This window comes from Streptomyces sp. CNT360 (genome assembly GCF_000424785.1).
The window spans coordinates 114072-128588 of the sequence record NZ_KE384246.1 but is presented as its reverse complement, the minus strand read 5'-3'; the positions used below and the strand labels follow the sequence as shown (position 1 = coordinate 128588).

Genomic DNA, 14517 nt, shown 5'->3' with positions numbered 1-14517 from the left:
GTGAAACCCGGGCACACGGACGCACGGCCCGGGATGCGGCGGGAAGCGTGGCGCGCGAGAGTGAGAACGCGCTCGTCCCGCGGTCGGAGGGGCCACCCACCGGCTCGGCACACGGAGGGGCAGGGAAAGCGATGGCACGCCCGGTCTGGAGCGGAGTGATCACCTTCGGGCTGGTCACGGTCCCGGTGCGGATGTACGCCGCCACCGAGGACCACACCACGCACTTCCACCAGCTGCAGCGGGGCACCAACGACCGCGTACGCAACAAGCGGGTCAACGAACGCACGGGCAAGAGCGTCGACTACGACGACATCGTCAAGGGCTACGAGGTCGTGGACGGGGAGTACGTCACCGTCGAACCGGAGGAACTGCAGGAGATCGCCCCCGGCAAGTCCCAGGTCATCGACGTGGGCGGGTTCGTGGAAGCGGACGAGGTGGACCCGGTCTACTACGTGCGCTCCTACTACCTCTCCCCCAGCGGCGAGCAGTACCACAAACCGTACGAGCTGCTCCGCGCCGCCCTGGCCGCCACGGAGAAGACCGGCATCGCCACGTTCGTGATGCACTCCAAGGAGTACCTGGTCGCCCTGCGCGCCGGTGAGGAAGCCCTGGCGCTGCACACCCTCCACTGGGCGGACGAAGTCCGCGATCCGCAGGAGGAGCTGGCCGAACTGCCCTCCCGGGAGCGTTCGGACAGCAAGGAGCTGAAGACCGCCCAGCAGCTCGTCGAGAGCATGAGTGCTCCCTTCCGGCCCGAGGACTACAGCGACACCTACGAGGACCGGGTCCGCGCACTGGTCGAGGCCAAGGCCAAGGGCGAGGAGGTCACCCCGGAGGAGGGCCCGCCGGAGGCCACCAACGTGGTGGACCTCAGCGAGGCTCTCAACCGCAGCATCGAGCGGGCGCACTCGCGTGGTTCCGCCCGTTCGGGCCCCTCGGGCCGGAGCGGCTCCTCGGGCCGTGGGGGCTCCTCGCGCCGGGCGGGTTCCCGGAGCGGCTCGGGTTCCCGGAGCGGTTCAGGTTCCGGGAGCGGTTCAGGTTCCGGGAGCGGTTCAGGTTCCGGGAGCGGTTCGGGTTCCCGGGCCCGGAAGGACGCCCGGAGCCGCACGGGGTCAGGGGACCGGGCCGGCTCCGACCGCGGAGGCTCGAAGAGCCGCGAGGCATCGAAGAGCCGCAGCGGTACGCGCAGCAGCGGGAGTCCACGCAGCCGTAGGAGTCCCGGTACCCGAGGCGGGGCGGGTCCTTCCTCGCTTGCGGGCCTGAGCAAGGAGGAGCTCTACCAGCGGGCCACCGACCAGGGCGTCAAGGGCCGCTCCAGGATGACCCGCGAACAACTGCTCGACGCGCTGGGTGGCAGCGCCGGGCGAGCCGCCTGAGCCGCGTCGGCACCGACGGCACGGACTGCCACTCGATCCGCTGGGAGGACATGGGATGGGTGTACGCACGTGGATCACGAACTGGCCCGTGTACCGGCAGGTCACGGGGGGTGAGGATCCGACCGGCAGAGGCGCGGCCACCTCCTCCCCGCACACCCGCGATCTGCGCCCCCGCACCGACTCGGCGGACCGGGTCGTCAAGTCCGTCTGCCCGTACTGTGCGGTCGGCTGCGGCCAGGACGTGTACGTCAAGGACGAACGCGTCGTACAGATCGAGGGCGACCCCGACTCGCCCGTCAGCCGGGGCAGGCTCTGCCCCAAAGGGGCGGCCACGCTCCAGCTCACCACGGGTGACTCCCGCCGCCACGAGGTGCTCTACCGCCGCCCCCACGGCACCGACTGGGAGCGCCTCGACCTGGACACGGCCATGGACATGGTGGCCGACCGCGTGATCCGCACCCGCCGCGAGACGTGGCAGGACGAGCAGGACGGCGTGCCCGTCAACCGCACCCTGGGCCTGGCGGCGCTGGGCGGCGCGGCGCTGGACAACGAGGAGAACTACCTCATCAAGAAGCTGCTCACCTCCCTGGGCGTGGTGCAGATCGAGAACCAGGCCCGGATCTGCCACAGCTCCACCGTCGCCGGACTCGGTACCTCGTTCGGACGCGGCGGGGCCACCACCTTCCTCCAGGACCTCCAGCACGCCGACTGCATCGTCATCGAGGGCTCCAACTTCGCCGAGGCGCACCCGGTCGGGTTCCAGTGGGTGATGGAGGCGAAGGCACGCGGGGCGACCATCATCCACGTCGATCCGCGCTTCACCCGTACGAGTGCGCTCGCCGATCTGCACGTGCCGATCCGGGCGGGCACCGACATCGCCTTCCTCGGCGGGATCATCAACTACGTTCTCACCAACGAAGCGGACTTCCGCGAGTACGTCCTGGACTACACCAACGCCTCGACCCTCGTCGGTGAGGACTTCCGCGACACCGAGGACCTGGACGGCGTCTTCTCCGGCCTCAACCAGGAGACCGGGCACTACGACGTCGCCAGTTGGCAGTACGAGGGCGACGTGGTGCAGGCCGCCTCCGGGGAGCGGGACGAGCTCTACGAGAAGCGCAGCAAGCAGGGGCGTTCGGTCGCCAGCGCAGGCGGCTCCGAATCGCACGGCTCCGGCGGCGCACCCGTCACCGGAGGCCGCACACACGACCGCACCCTGCAGCATCCGCGCTGCGTCTACCAGGTCCTCAAGCGGCACTACGCGCGCTACACGCCCGAGATGGTCGAGGAGACCTGCGGTATCCCGCGCGAGACGTTCCTGGGCGTGTGCCGTGCGCTGGTGGACAACTCGGGTCGCGAGCGCACCTCGGCGTTCGCCTACGCCGTGGGCTGGACCCAGCACACGGTGGGCGCCCAGTACATCCGCGCCGCCTGCGTGCTCCAACTGCTGCTCGGCAACATCGGGCGGCCCGGCGGCGGGATCCAGGCACTGCGCGGCCACGCCAGCATCCAGGGCTCCAGCGACATCCCCACCCTCTTCAACCTGCTGCCCGGCTACATCCCCATGCCGCACGCGCACAAGGCCGAGGACCTGGACGCCTTCGTCGACGCCATGCGCACCGACAAGGGCTACTGGGGCAACATGCGCTCCTACGTCGTCAGCCTGCTGAAGGCCTACTGGGGCGAGGCCGCCACGGCCGAGAACGACTACTGCTTCGGCCACCTGCCCAAGCTGACCGGCTCGCACAGCACCTACGACACGGTGCTCGAACAACTGGCCGGAAGGTGCAAGGGCTACTTCCTGCTGGGCGAGAACCCCGCCGTCGGCTCGGCGAACGCCAAGATGCAGCGACTGGGCATGTCCCACCTCGAATGGCTGGTCGTGCGCGACTTCTCCCTCATCGAATCGGCCACCTGGTGGAAGGACGGCCCCGAGACGGAGACCGGCGAACTGAAGACGGAGGAGAACGCCACCGAGGTCTTCTTCTTCCCCGCCGCCTCGCACACCGAGAAGGGCGGCTCGTTCACCAACACCAACCGGATGCTGCAGTGGCACTTCCCGGCCAAGGAACCGGACGGCGAAGCCCGCAGCGACCTGTGGTTCATGTACCACCTGGGACGGCGCATCCGCGAGAAGCTGCGCGGCTCCACCGACCCGCGCGACCGGGCCGTACTCGAACTGACCTGGGACTACCCGGTCGACGGGCCGCTGGAGGAGCCCGTCGCCGACGCCGTACTGGCCGAGATCAACGGCCGCCACGCCGACGGGAGCCCGCTGACCCGCTACCAGGAGCTGCGCGACGACGGCTCGACCTCCTGCGGCTGCTGGATCTACTGCGGCGTCTACCAGGACGGCATCAACCAGGCAGCCCGCAAGAAACCGCACACCGAACAGGACTGGATCGCCGCCGAATGGGCCTGGTCCTGGCCCTCCAACCGGCGCATCCTCTACAACCGCGCCTCGGCCGACCCCGACGGTGCTCCCTGGAGCCCCCGCAAGGCGCTGGTGTGGTGGGACCAGGAGCAGTCCTCCTGGAGCGGCTACGACGTGCCCGACTTCGTCGCCGACCGCCCGCCCTCCTACCGGCCCGACCCGGACGCCACCGGGCCCGACGCCCTGTCCGGCATCGACCCGTTCATCATGCAGGCCGACGGAAAGGGCTGGCTGTACGCGCCCGCCGGGCTGATGGACGGCCCCCTGCCCACCCACTACGAGCCGCAGGACTCACCGGTGCACAACCCCCTCCACCCCGATCAGCAGCGCAGCCCCGTACGCGAGACCCATCCGCACCCCGCCAACGCGTACCACCCCAGTGGGCAGGAGGCGGGTGCCGGCGTCTACCCGTACGTGGTGACGACCTACCGGCTGACCGAGCACTTCACGGCGGGCGGGATGAGCCGCTGGTCCCCCTATCTGTCGGAGCTCCAGCCGGAGTTCTTCTGCGAGGTCTCGCCGCGGCTCGCCGCCGAGCGCGGACTGGAACACGCCGGGTGGGCCACCCTGGTGACCGCCCGGGGCGCGGTGGAGGCACGGGTGCTGGTCACCGAGCGGATGCGGCCGCTGCGGGTGGGCGGTCGCGAGATCCACCAGATCGGACTGCCCTACCACTGGGGCCGCAACGGCTACGCGCGCGGCGACTCCGCGAACGAGCTGACGTCCATCGCGCTCGACCCGAACGTGCACATCCAGGAGGTCAAGGCCCTGACCGCCGACATCAGGCCGGGCCGCCGACCGCGCGGCCCCGCGCTGCTGACGCTGCTGGAGGACTACCGCGAGCGGGCGGGCGTCAGCGAGAACACCGGGACGAAGGTGCGGGGATGAGCGGAGGTACGGGGATGAGCGGCGGCACGGCACCGGGGACACCGGCAGCCGACGGGACGACCCCGAACGGTGGGCGGCCCGCGACCGGCGGTGCGGGCACACACAAGGTCGTCGGCGGCACGGGCACCCGCGAGGTGAGCGCCACGACCGAGCGGGTCGGGTTCTTCACGGACACCTCCGTCTGCATCGGTTGCAAGGCGTGCGAGGTGGCCTGCAAGGAGTGGAACGCCATCCCGGAAGACGGCATGGAGCTGACCGGGATGAGCTACGACAACACCCAGGGGCTCGGCGCCTCCACCTGGCGGCACGTCGCCTTCATCGAACAGAACAAGCCCGTCGTCCGCCCGCACCAGCCGGACGGACAGCCGGTCCCCCGCCCCGGCGACCGGCCGACCGGCCGGCCCGGCGGGGACCTTCATCCTGCGCAGCCCGGCGGCGACCTCCCGCTCGCGCAGCGCGGTGGCGACCGGGGCGACGACGCGCCCGGGGGACGGCAGGGCGACGGGCAGCACGCGGGCGCCGACGACAGCGCCGACATCTTCGCCCTCGCCGCCCAGGGCTCCGGCTCGTCCGAACTGCGCTGGCTGATGTCCTCGGACGTGTGCAAGCACTGCACCCACGCCGCCTGCCTGGACGTCTGCCCGACCGGCTCCCTCTTCCGCACCGAGTTCGGCACCGTCGTCGTCCAGGAAGACATCTGCAACGGCTGCGGCTACTGCGTACCCGCCTGCCCCTACGGCGTCATCGAACAACGTCCCGACGACGGCCGCGCCTTCAAGTGCACCCTCTGCTACGACCGTCTCGGCGCCGGTCAGACCCCGGCCTGCGCCAAGGCGTGCCCCACCGAGTCGATCCAGTTCGGCCCCCTGGACGAACTGCGCGAGCGCGCCTCGGCCCGCGTCGCGGAACTGCACCGCGCCGGAGTACCCGACGCGCGCCTGTACGGGCACGACCCGGAGGACGGCGTAGGCGGCGACGGCGCGTTCTTCCTCCTGCTGGACGAGCCCGAGGTCTACGGCCTGCCACCCGACCCGGTGGTGACCACCCGGGACCTGCCGGCGATGTGGAAGCACGCGGGCGCCGCCGCGCTCACCCTGCTCGGCGGAATCGCCGCCGCCTTCGCCACGTCCGGCAAGCCGGGCCGCCGGTCCGGACGAAGGTGGCCACGGTGACGAGCGAGCAGCCGGTCGCACAGGGAGACGAGACACCATGACGACAGCGCCCCGGAACGGCACCCCCCAGGACGGCACCCCCTGGGACGGCACCAACCACGACGGCTCACCAGGGAACGGCGCCTCCCGCAACGGCGGCCGCCGCCGACGCAAGCGTCGCGGTGAACAGACCGTCGTCCCCGACGCGGAGTTCACCTCCTACTACGGCAAGCCCGTCCTCAACACCCCGGACTGGAAACCCCTCAACATCGGCGGCTATTTCTTCCTCGGCGGCCTGGCCGGCACCGGCTCACTGCTGGCGGCGGGCGCCCGGGCCACCGGACGACCGACGATGGCCCGGGCCATGAAGATCAGCTCCACCGTCTCCATCGCGGGCTCCGCCGCCGCACTCATCCACGACCTGGGCAGGCCCTCCCGCTTCGCCAACATGCTCCGCGTCCTCAAGCCCACCTCCCCGATGAGCGTCGGCTCCTGGCTGCTGGCCGCCTACGGCCCGCTGGCCGGCGCGGCCGCCCTCAGCGACGTCACAGGTCTGCTGCCCCGCGCCGGCGACGCCGCCACCGCGGGGGCCGCTCTCCTCGGGCCCGCCGTCGCCACCTACACCGCCGTCCTCGCCGCCGACACAGCCGTGCCCGCCTGGCACGACGGCTACCGCGAACTCCCCTATGTCTTCGCCGGGTCGGCCACCGCTGCCGCCGCCGGCACCGCACTGCTTGCGGCGCCGCTCCGGGAGAACCGCCCCGCACGGCACGCCGCCCTGTTCGGCGCCGGCCTGGAGGCCGCCGCCACCCACCGTATGGAGACCCGGCTGGGCATGGTCGCCGAGACGTACCAAGAGCGGCTGGCGGGGCGCCTGATGCGCTCCGCCAAGGTGCTCACCGCAACTGGTGCCCTGGCCGGAGCCGCAACGGGCGGGCGCCACCGCGGCCTGGCGGCGCTCAGCGGGGCGGCGCTGGTCGCCGGCTCGGTGTGCACCCGCCTCGGCGTCTTCCACGCCGGACGCGCGGCCATGGCCGACCCGAAGTACACCGTCGTTCCGCAACGGGAGCGACTGCGCGCCCGCGAGGCATCCGCCCAGGCGGGCACAGATGTGGGTGTCGGCGCGGGTGTCGGGGCGGAAGCCACCGGTACGGACGCGGGCTCGGAGACCGGCACGTCAGGGCAAGCCGACCGGAGCCGCGGCAGGGACGGGGACGGGACCGGGGACGGGGACGGACGAGCCGAAGGGTGATCTAAAGGGGGACGAGACCCCGTAAGGCTCGGAGGGGTCTGGGAACTCTGCGCGGGAAGCTCCGCGCCGGAGGGAACCGGAGGGGGAGACTCCGCAAACACCGCTCGGCGGACGCTGCTTGGCGGATGCTGCTTGGCGGATGCCGCTTGGCGAACGCGGGAGCGGGCGCGAGCGCACACCGGCGCACCCGGCCTGTGACCCTGTGACCAGCGCGCCGCGCTCAGCGGCAGCCTTACTGCCTCTGCCTCTTCGTCTCTTCCTGCCTATGGGCGCCACCGGCGCTCCGCCGTGACGTCCTCGTACGGCATCGGGTCAGGGTAGGTGAGCAGTTCGAGCGTGCTGCCCCAAGGGGTGCGGCAGTAGACGAACCGGTTGCGAGGCCCTGCTTCGGGACCGGGCAGAGGGTGCGGCTCGCTCAGCACGGTGCCGCCGGCTTCCCGTACCGCGGTGCATGCCACGCGCAGATCCTCCACATAACAGGCCAGGTGCTGCCACCCGATGTCGCTGGGCACTGCCGCCTCACGCTGCTGCGGGCCCCGGAACTCGAACAGTTCCAACCCGGGGCCGTGCGGCAGGCGCAGCATCCGCACGGCCACCTGTTCCGTACCCGGCGCCACGCCCAGTCTGCTGGTGGTCTCCTCGCCTCCCTTGGGTCCCTCCCCGCGCGGCAGCGTGTCGTACAGCGTTTCGGCGCCGAGAGCGTGGGAGAAAAATGCCGTTGCCGCCTCGACATCGGGCACGGTCACTCCGACGTGGTCAATTCCCCGTACGACATTCATTCCCATGCCACCGCCCGTCGGCCTCTCGTTCGCCGGCGCTCCTGGCAACCGGAATAGCTCCTACATCGGAATACCCGCGTGAATGATCTTCCCATTGTTGTGACGCAGCCGGATGGTGATGTCGTGAGCCAGGTGGCGGATGATGGGCCAGCCGAATCCTCCGCTTTCCCCACCCTCAAAACTTCCGGGCGCCCGCTCACGGGGAAGCGCGGAACTGGAATCCCCCACGTCCACCGTCAGGGTGTTACGCGTAGCACCCACCTGGAAGTCCGTGACCCCGTTCCCGTACCGCAGGGCGTTGGTCACCAACTCCGATACGACCAGCAGGAACGTCTCCGTGGTCTCCGGCGAGGGCGGCGGTGCGAGGGTGGCCAGAAAATCCCTGGTGAGCTGGCGCGCCTGGAAACTGGTGCACACATAAACAGCCTGTGCCGCACCTACCGGAAGAGTCTCCTCCTCTTCGCCCTCGAGGGCTGTTGCCTGATCCATACCTGTCTCCCGTCTCCGCGTCACTCGCCGTGAATAACAGCTCGGACCCGCGAATGTGGGGGTCTTTCTTCTCCCCGGCGAGGTTGTCTGCACGGTGTGTTACCTCGCCGTCCGATGAACGATGCCCCGCGTGAACGCTCCAACGGATGCAGGGTCAGTTACCCGACGGTCCCGTCTTCATGCATCACCACGCTCGGGTGGGAAGAGGTCAGACCATTCCGGAGACCGTGACCGTGACATGGACCGGTGTTTCGCCGAAGGAATCGGCGACCGCCGCCCGTACCGCCCGGGTGACGTCCAGCGCACGGTGACCGTGCCTGAGGACGAGGTGAACCTCCACCGCCCACGGCGAGCCCGGCCGCACCCGGACACCGGCCGCCGGATCGGCGTGAAGGCGCGTTGCGCCTCTGCCCACCCTGGCGGCGGATGCCCGCAGGCGCCCGGCCAGACCGGGCTTGAGGAAGGCCACTCCGGGTACCCGGCGGGCCGCGTCCGCTGCGGCCCGGGCCCGCTCCTCCCGGTCCTCCCCGGCCATCAGTGGCCACCTCCTTGTCCGCCGATGGCCGGCCGCCCCGGCCCCCGCGCTTCGCACGACCCGACCGACTCCGGCATGGCTATCCCTTCGTCCTCGTCCTCGTCGGCGTAGATGTCGGTGATCCGCACGTCGATGGCGGAAATCTCCAGCCCCAGCTCGTGGTCCACCGCTGTGCGCACCCTTTCGCGCACCCCTTCGGCCACGTCCTGCAGGGGAGCGAACGCGGGGACGACGACCTCCAGCTCCACATGCGCCGAGCGACGCCGCCCCGCCGGGCGGTCAGGCCCGATCTGCTCCTGGGGCGGGCCGATACGGCAGGAGCCCGCATGTACACCGTGCAGTGACTCGGCCGCGGCACGCACCGTCTTCGCCGCGGCCGCCTCCATGATCCACAGGTCCTCCGGGTACTCCCCCAGCGGCAGCGGACGGCCCGGCCTCAGTTCGAGCCGCACCACGTCCATGACGCGCCCGGTCAGCGCCGTCGCGTCCCACGCCTCTCCCTCGACGTCGGGCTCCGCCGCCAGGACGTCCCGCACCGTGTCTCCGAGCAGGTCGAGCTCCGCCCGCGCCGCCGAGCAGTGCGGGCAGGTGTGCAGATGCGGGTCCGCCACCCCCTGCTCCTCGGCCTCCCACACCTCCGAGAGCAGCCGGCCGCACGGCAGCCGCTCGTCGCCCCCCTCGTCCTCCCTCTCCTCCATAGCGCCACCTCTTTCGCCCATGGTGGGAACCTGTGCCGGATCGACCGCGCCGGCCAGGTGGGCCTCGGCCTGCGGAGGGCGGCCGACCCGGTGTCCGTCTGCTCCGTGCACCGGGTAGGTCTCGTCGTTCATCGCCATGCGCCCATCGCCTCCGTCAGACAGCGCCGTGCACGGAAGACACGCCCCCGGACCGCCTCCGGGCGGATGCCGACCGTCTCCGCGATCTCCTCGTGGGAAAGCCCGTCCATCTCCTTGAGCACCCAGCACACGCGCTGCTCGGGAGAGAGCCGCGCGAGGGCCTCGAACAACGCCTTGCCCGCCGCCTGCGACTCGGCCGACCGCTCCGGCGAGACCAGGTGGTCGGGCGCGGCCGGCTCAGGAATGCTGTCCAGACCGGTGAAGGGCTTGCGGCTGCGCAGCACGTTGAGGCAGCGATTGCTCACGATGCGGTATATCCACGTCCGGAAGCTCGCCTGCTGCCGGAACTCGGGCAGCTTCCGCCACGCGCTCACCAAGGACTCCTGCACCGCGTCCTCCGCCTCCGCCCGGCTGCCGAGCAGCCGCGTCGCGAGCCGCAGAAGCGCAGGCGCGTAGTGGCGTACGAGGACCTCGAAGGCTTCCTCGTCACCCTGCCCCGCCCGCACAGCCAGCAGCGCGTCGCGCAGGGCGCTCTCGGCGTCCACCGGCGGCCTCGTCTTCTCATCCCCCGACAAGGGCGGCTCCTTTCACTCGCCTCTGCGGGTTGGACACCACGACGCCGAAATCCGTTACGCGGTCCGGGCAGATCTTTCAGAACAATTTTTTCCGCAATCCGCGTAACGGATCCGCCGGAGCTGTGTCGGAAGCAGTAGACACGCACGATCCCGACCCTTCGAGGAGGCCACGATGACCACGCCGATGTCCCCGTCGCAGAAGACCACCACGCCCGTGGAGAACAAGGCGAGCGAGGCGAAGACGCCCGGGGCGACGACGGTGAGCGGTGGCACCCCCGGCTCCGCCGAGCCCGCACCCACTCGCGGCAAGACCTCTATCGCCGACGTCGTGGTCGTCAAGATCGCGGGCATGGCGGCGCGCGAGATCCCCGGCGTCTGGGACATGGGCGGCGGCCTCTCCCGCACGATCGGCGCCGTCCGTGACCGGGTCCCCGGCGGCCGCCCCAACGTCGGGCGCGGAGTGAAGGTGGAGGTCGGCGAGCGACAGACCGCCATCGATCTGGACCTGGTCCTGGAGTACGGCGTCCCGATCATGGACGTCGCGCGGGACGTGAGGGAGAACGTCATCTCGGCGGTGGAGCGCATCACCGGCCTGGAGGTCGTCGAGGTGAACGTCGCCGTCAACGACATCCATCTGGCGGACGAGGAGGAGACCGGCCCGGACACCCGCGTCGAGTGACAACCACCGGGGCCGCCGCACGGCCCGGGCGGTGACCGCACCCACCGCCCGGCACCGTCGGCGCCACCCGAAGCGCACGAGCGCGAGGCACAGGCACGAGGTGCCGGGCCCACGTACGGACAGCTGGGCGGAAACGGACGACGCGAGGAGAGATAAGGGTGACCGGAGCACTGGTCGGCCTGGTGGTGGGCATGGCCCTGGCTTTCGCCGCATGGTTCGGCGGCTTCGGGGCGTTCCTGCTCGTGGCAGCCATGGGAGCGGTGGGGTTCGCGGCCGGCCGGATGGTGGACGGCGGCCTCGATTGGCGGGAGTTCCTGAGCGGCACGGACCGGAGGCGTCGGTGATCGAGCCCGGCCTGCGTGGCTCCACGACCGTCGCTGACCGCGCCGTGCGACGGATCGCGCAACGTGCGGCCACCGAGGCGCTGCCGAGAGGCGAGGTCGAGGTCCTGGACGCCTCGGCCTCCGTCGAGGGGCGACGCGCCCGCGTCACGGTGGACGTCACGCTGCCGTATCCGGCAACGCTGACGGAGACCGGTGCGAGAGTGCAGCAGCATCTGAGGAAGCGCACCGCCTGGCTGACGGGGCTCACGGTGCCGGAGGCCCGGGTCCGGGTGACCGGCCTCGCGCAGCCCTCCGCCCAGGGCGGTCTCACCCGGTCGCAGAGGCCGACGACCGCAGAGTCTGTCGTCACGCCGCGCCTCCGCGCACGGCGGCCCTGGTCGCAGCGGAGGCTGCCGGTGGTGGCACTGATCCTGCTGGCGGCCTGCACCTGCGCCGCCCTGCTGGCCGACGTGGTGTCCGTACATCTCGCGCACCGCTCCCCCTCCCCGTGGCGCGGCCATCTGGTCACGTGGCTTGCCCGGCACGGCCCGGACGACGAGGTGGTCGCGGTCTGCGGAGCGGTGGCTGCCGTGCTCGGGCTGTGGTTGATATGGCTGGCCCTCACGCCAGGCCGCCGCGCGCTGGTGCCGGCCTCGCCGCCAGGGGGCGGCGTCCGCGTCACGCTGGAACGCCCCTCCGTGGGGGCCTTGGTGCGGGAGGCTGTCGCGGGCGTGGAAGGCGTGGTGCGGGTGACCGTCCGGTGCGGGCACCGCCGTGTCCGGGTCCGCACGTGGGTGAGCTTCGGCGACCGCAGCGCCGCTCGGGAGGCCGTGCGGGCGGCGGCCGGTGAGGCACTCCGCGGCTGCGGCCTGATTCGCTCGCTGCGGCTGCGCGTCAGCGTACGGCCCGCACCACACTGGCGCCCGCCCGGTCAGTCTCCCGCCCCGGGCGCTGCCTCCCTCCGCCCGGCCCTCTCCGGCAACGACACGGCGCCTTCCACCCCGGAGACGGAGGCCGAGGAGAGCGATCCACACGGCTCGGAGCAGGTGGTCCGACCAGAACGTGCAGCTGACATAGGCCGTACCCACTGGACCGGCCGGTCCGACCCCACGGAGCCGAACCGTTCTCAGAGCGAGGGCTGCCAAGGCACCAAGGAGCCCGCGCACGCCGTTTCGGGAACCGAAGACGGCACTGCCGGTACCGACGAGGAAGAGAAAGGGGAAGCATCGGATGAGCAACATCCGTAACGCCGCCAACAGGACACTGCTCCTGCTCTTCGGCGCCGCGCTGCTCGTCGGAGGCTTCTGGTTGGTGACGGCCTCCTCCTGGGTGAGCGAGCGGACAGGCGGTGGGCTGCCCAGTTGGTGGCCCGAGGCCGAACGGGACTCGGTGCTGCTGGACAGGCCAGGGCTGGGCGAGCTGCGGGCGCACAGCTGGTGGACACCGGTCGTCATCGCCGGCACAGCGATGCTGCTCCTGGCTCTGCTGTGGTGGCTGTTCGCCGAGGGGCGCCGTGGTGGCCTGCGGGTGCTGCCGCTCTCCCCTCCGGACGTCACCCTGCGCACCCGCGCCTTCTCGGACGCGTTGACGCAACACGTACGCGCCCTGCCCTCGGTGGCGGGGGCTCACGTGCGGGTGCAGGCGAAGAGCGACCAACTGCAGGCACACATCCACATACAGCTGGGAGCCGACGCTCGACCGCAGGCCGTCCTGAGACAGCTCTATGAAAAACCGATCACGGAGGCACGGGCAGCAGCCGCGCCCCGCCCGGTCACCGCCCACGTCCGGGTGAGCGTACGCTCACATCGCGCCCAGCGCGTCAAATGACGAGCACAGCGCGAGTGCCGAACCCCACGCAGGCGACGAGCCAACGGAGGCGACAGACCCGGCACAGGCGACGAGCCCAGGGCAGGCGACGAGCAGAGAGGGGTGAGCTCGGCGTCCGGGGCAACCCGACGCAGCAGAGACACCGGGAGGGCTGCCGCACACCGGCAGAGCGCTGCATCGGCAGCGGACGCGCCGAGGCACGGATCACGCGGGCGAGGCAAGAGAGGTAAGAGAGGCAGCATGGCAAGAACCCAGGCGCCCGCCGAGGGGACGGCGTCGTCACGGCCGCAGCAGGACTGGCGCACGGCGCTGCGGCGTACGCCGGTCTCGATGTGGGACGACGACGTATCGGACTGGGCAGCCGCTCTCACCTACTACGCCATCCTCGCGCTCCTGCCGGCGCTGCTGGTGACCGTCTCGCTCATCGGTCTGGTGAGTCCGGCCGCGACCGACGAGTTGATCGGACACATCACGGCGTGGGCGCCGGCGCAGGCGGGCGAGTCGCTGCATCACGCGTTGCGAAACATGGCGGATGAGCGGTCGGCGGCTCTGACCGTCGTCATAGTGGGCGGCGTCAGCGCGCTGTGGTCGGCGTCCAGTTACCTGGCGGTCTTCCGCCGGGCCCTGCACGCCATGCACGCGGTGGAGGACAGGCGCCCGGTGCTGCGCAAGGCGCACCGGATCGTGCTGACGGCTCTCGCCGCGCTGGGGCTGCTGGTGGCGAGCGCCCTGGTGCTCACCCTCTCGGGACCGCTGGCGCAGACTATGGGCCGCCGGCTGGGGTCGGGCGGCACGGGTGCTCTGGTGTGGGAGGCGCTCAAGTGGCCGGTGCTGCTGTGCCTGGTGACGCTGCTGGTCGTCATGGTGTTCCGCACGGGGCCTGCGACGTCGCTGGCTCGCAGGTACCGACTGGCGGGCGGCGTCCTGGCGGCGCTGCTGTGGCTGGCGGCGTCGGCAGGGTTCACGTTGTACGCGTCGTTGAGTGCCTACAGCAAGCTGTACGGCCCACTGGCCGGGATCGTGGTCTTCCTCATCTGGCTGTGGCTGTCCAATCTGTCTCTGCTGGCCGGCGCCCAGTTCACCGCTGAGCTGACCGACCCGCACGGCAGGCGGCGCACGGTGCCCGCGGCATCACCCCGTCAGAACGGCGCCGAGCGGGAGGGCAGCACCGAGGCTCCATCGGGAGCTCACGGGGAGAACCGCACGGACGTTAGGGGGGCGGAAAGCGCGGAATGCAGCACCAAGAGGGGCGACTCCGCCGACGCGCCGTCACATCCGGCGAACGGGGACGTACGATCTCCGTGGACGGAACGTACGCAAGAAGCGATATCGAGTGAGCGCTGAGGAAGACGGGTGCGAGGCCGAGTCCGAGC

Annotated in this window: 14 protein-coding genes; 9 read left to right on the top strand and 5 right to left on the bottom strand. The window is 71.2% G+C overall.

The features are described 5' to 3' along the window. Positions 1-131: 131 nt before the first annotated feature. The 4 genes from ku to nrfD are packed head-to-tail and all read left to right on the top strand — an operon-like array spanning position 132 to position 7101. Entirely contained in the window at positions 132-1376 is a 1245-nt protein-coding gene (gene ku, locus H297_RS0131290) for a non-homologous end joining protein Ku (RefSeq protein WP_027740252.1), read from the top strand. A gap of 55 nt (positions 1377-1431) precedes the next feature. Then, the gene (gene fdh / locus H297_RS0131285) at positions 1432-4698 is read left to right on the top strand and encodes a formate dehydrogenase (protein ID WP_027740251.1); all 3267 of its coding nucleotides are present in this window, start codon (positions 1432-1434) and stop codon (positions 4696-4698) included. Further along, on the top strand, positions 4695-5870 hold the full coding sequence (locus tag H297_RS39540) for a 4Fe-4S dicluster domain-containing protein (RefSeq protein ID WP_486589745.1): 1176 nt from the start codon (positions 4695-4697) through the stop codon (positions 5868-5870). Before fdh ends, H297_RS39540 begins: the two co-directional genes overlap by 4 nt. 37 nt (positions 5871-5907) lie before the next feature. After that, on the top strand, positions 5908-7101 hold the full coding sequence (gene nrfD, locus H297_RS39535; RefSeq protein ID WP_078514907.1) for an NrfD/PsrC family molybdoenzyme membrane anchor subunit: 1194 nt from the start codon (positions 5908-5910) through the stop codon (positions 7099-7101). A 263-nt stretch (positions 7102-7364) separates the two neighbouring features. On the opposite strand, the gene H297_RS0131270 is transcribed toward nrfD, so the two are convergent. From H297_RS0131270 to H297_RS0131250, 5 genes are all read right to left on the bottom strand, one after another. Then, positions 7365-7880 (bottom strand): VOC family protein, encoded by a 516-nt coding sequence (locus H297_RS0131270; RefSeq protein WP_027740250.1) that lies wholly within the window; start codon positions 7878-7880, stop codon positions 7365-7367. 60 nt (positions 7881-7940) lie between these two features. Next, positions 7941-8369 carry an ATP-binding protein gene (locus tag H297_RS0131265; RefSeq protein WP_027740249.1) on the bottom strand — a complete coding sequence of 143 codons (429 nt, stop codon included), beginning with the start codon at positions 8367-8369 and terminating at the stop codon, positions 7941-7943. Positions 8370-8577: 208 nt separating this feature from the next. Next, positions 8578-8904, bottom strand: a complete 327-nt coding sequence (locus H297_RS0131260; protein WP_051352336.1) for a hypothetical protein — start codon at positions 8902-8904, stop codon at positions 8578-8580. Then, the gene (locus tag H297_RS39530) at positions 8904-9740 is read right to left on the bottom strand and encodes an Asp23/Gls24 family envelope stress response protein (RefSeq protein ID WP_064744904.1); all 837 of its coding nucleotides are present in this window, start codon (positions 9738-9740) and stop codon (positions 8904-8906) included. Before H297_RS39530 ends, H297_RS0131260 begins: the two co-directional genes overlap by 1 nt. Further along, complete coding sequence (locus H297_RS0131250) at positions 9731-10315, bottom strand: sigma-70 family RNA polymerase sigma factor (protein ID WP_078514905.1); 585 nt, start codon at positions 10313-10315, stop codon at positions 9731-9733. Before H297_RS0131250 ends, H297_RS39530 begins: the two co-directional genes overlap by 10 nt. A gap of 172 nt (positions 10316-10487) precedes the next feature. On the opposite strand from H297_RS0131250, the gene H297_RS0131245 reads away from it, so the two are divergent. The 5 genes from H297_RS0131245 (at position 10488) to H297_RS39515 (ending at position 14488) form a co-directional block, all read left to right on the top strand. Then, positions 10488-10994 carry an Asp23/Gls24 family envelope stress response protein gene (locus H297_RS0131245; RefSeq protein WP_027740246.1) on the top strand — a complete coding sequence of 169 codons (507 nt, stop codon included), beginning with the start codon at positions 10488-10490 and terminating at the stop codon, positions 10992-10994. A gap of 158 nt (positions 10995-11152) precedes the next feature. After that, entirely contained in the window at positions 11153-11338 is a 186-nt protein-coding gene (locus H297_RS0131240) for a hypothetical protein (RefSeq protein ID WP_027740245.1), read from the top strand. Beyond that, a complete protein-coding gene (locus H297_RS43050) occupies positions 11335-12564 on the top strand; it encodes a DUF6286 domain-containing protein (protein ID WP_051352335.1) in 1230 nt (409 codons plus the stop codon). Before H297_RS0131240 ends, H297_RS43050 begins: the two co-directional genes overlap by 4 nt. Beyond that, on the top strand, positions 12548-13144 hold the full coding sequence (locus H297_RS40635) for a hypothetical protein (protein WP_051352334.1): 597 nt from the start codon (positions 12548-12550) through the stop codon (positions 13142-13144). The genes H297_RS43050 and H297_RS40635 overlap by 17 nt, the downstream gene beginning before the upstream one ends. Positions 13145-13384: 240 nt before the next feature. Next, positions 13385-14488, top strand: coding sequence for a YhjD/YihY/BrkB family envelope integrity protein (locus H297_RS39515; RefSeq protein WP_078514903.1), 1104 nt, complete (start codon positions 13385-13387; stop codon positions 14486-14488). Positions 14489-14517: the final 29 nt, after the last annotated feature.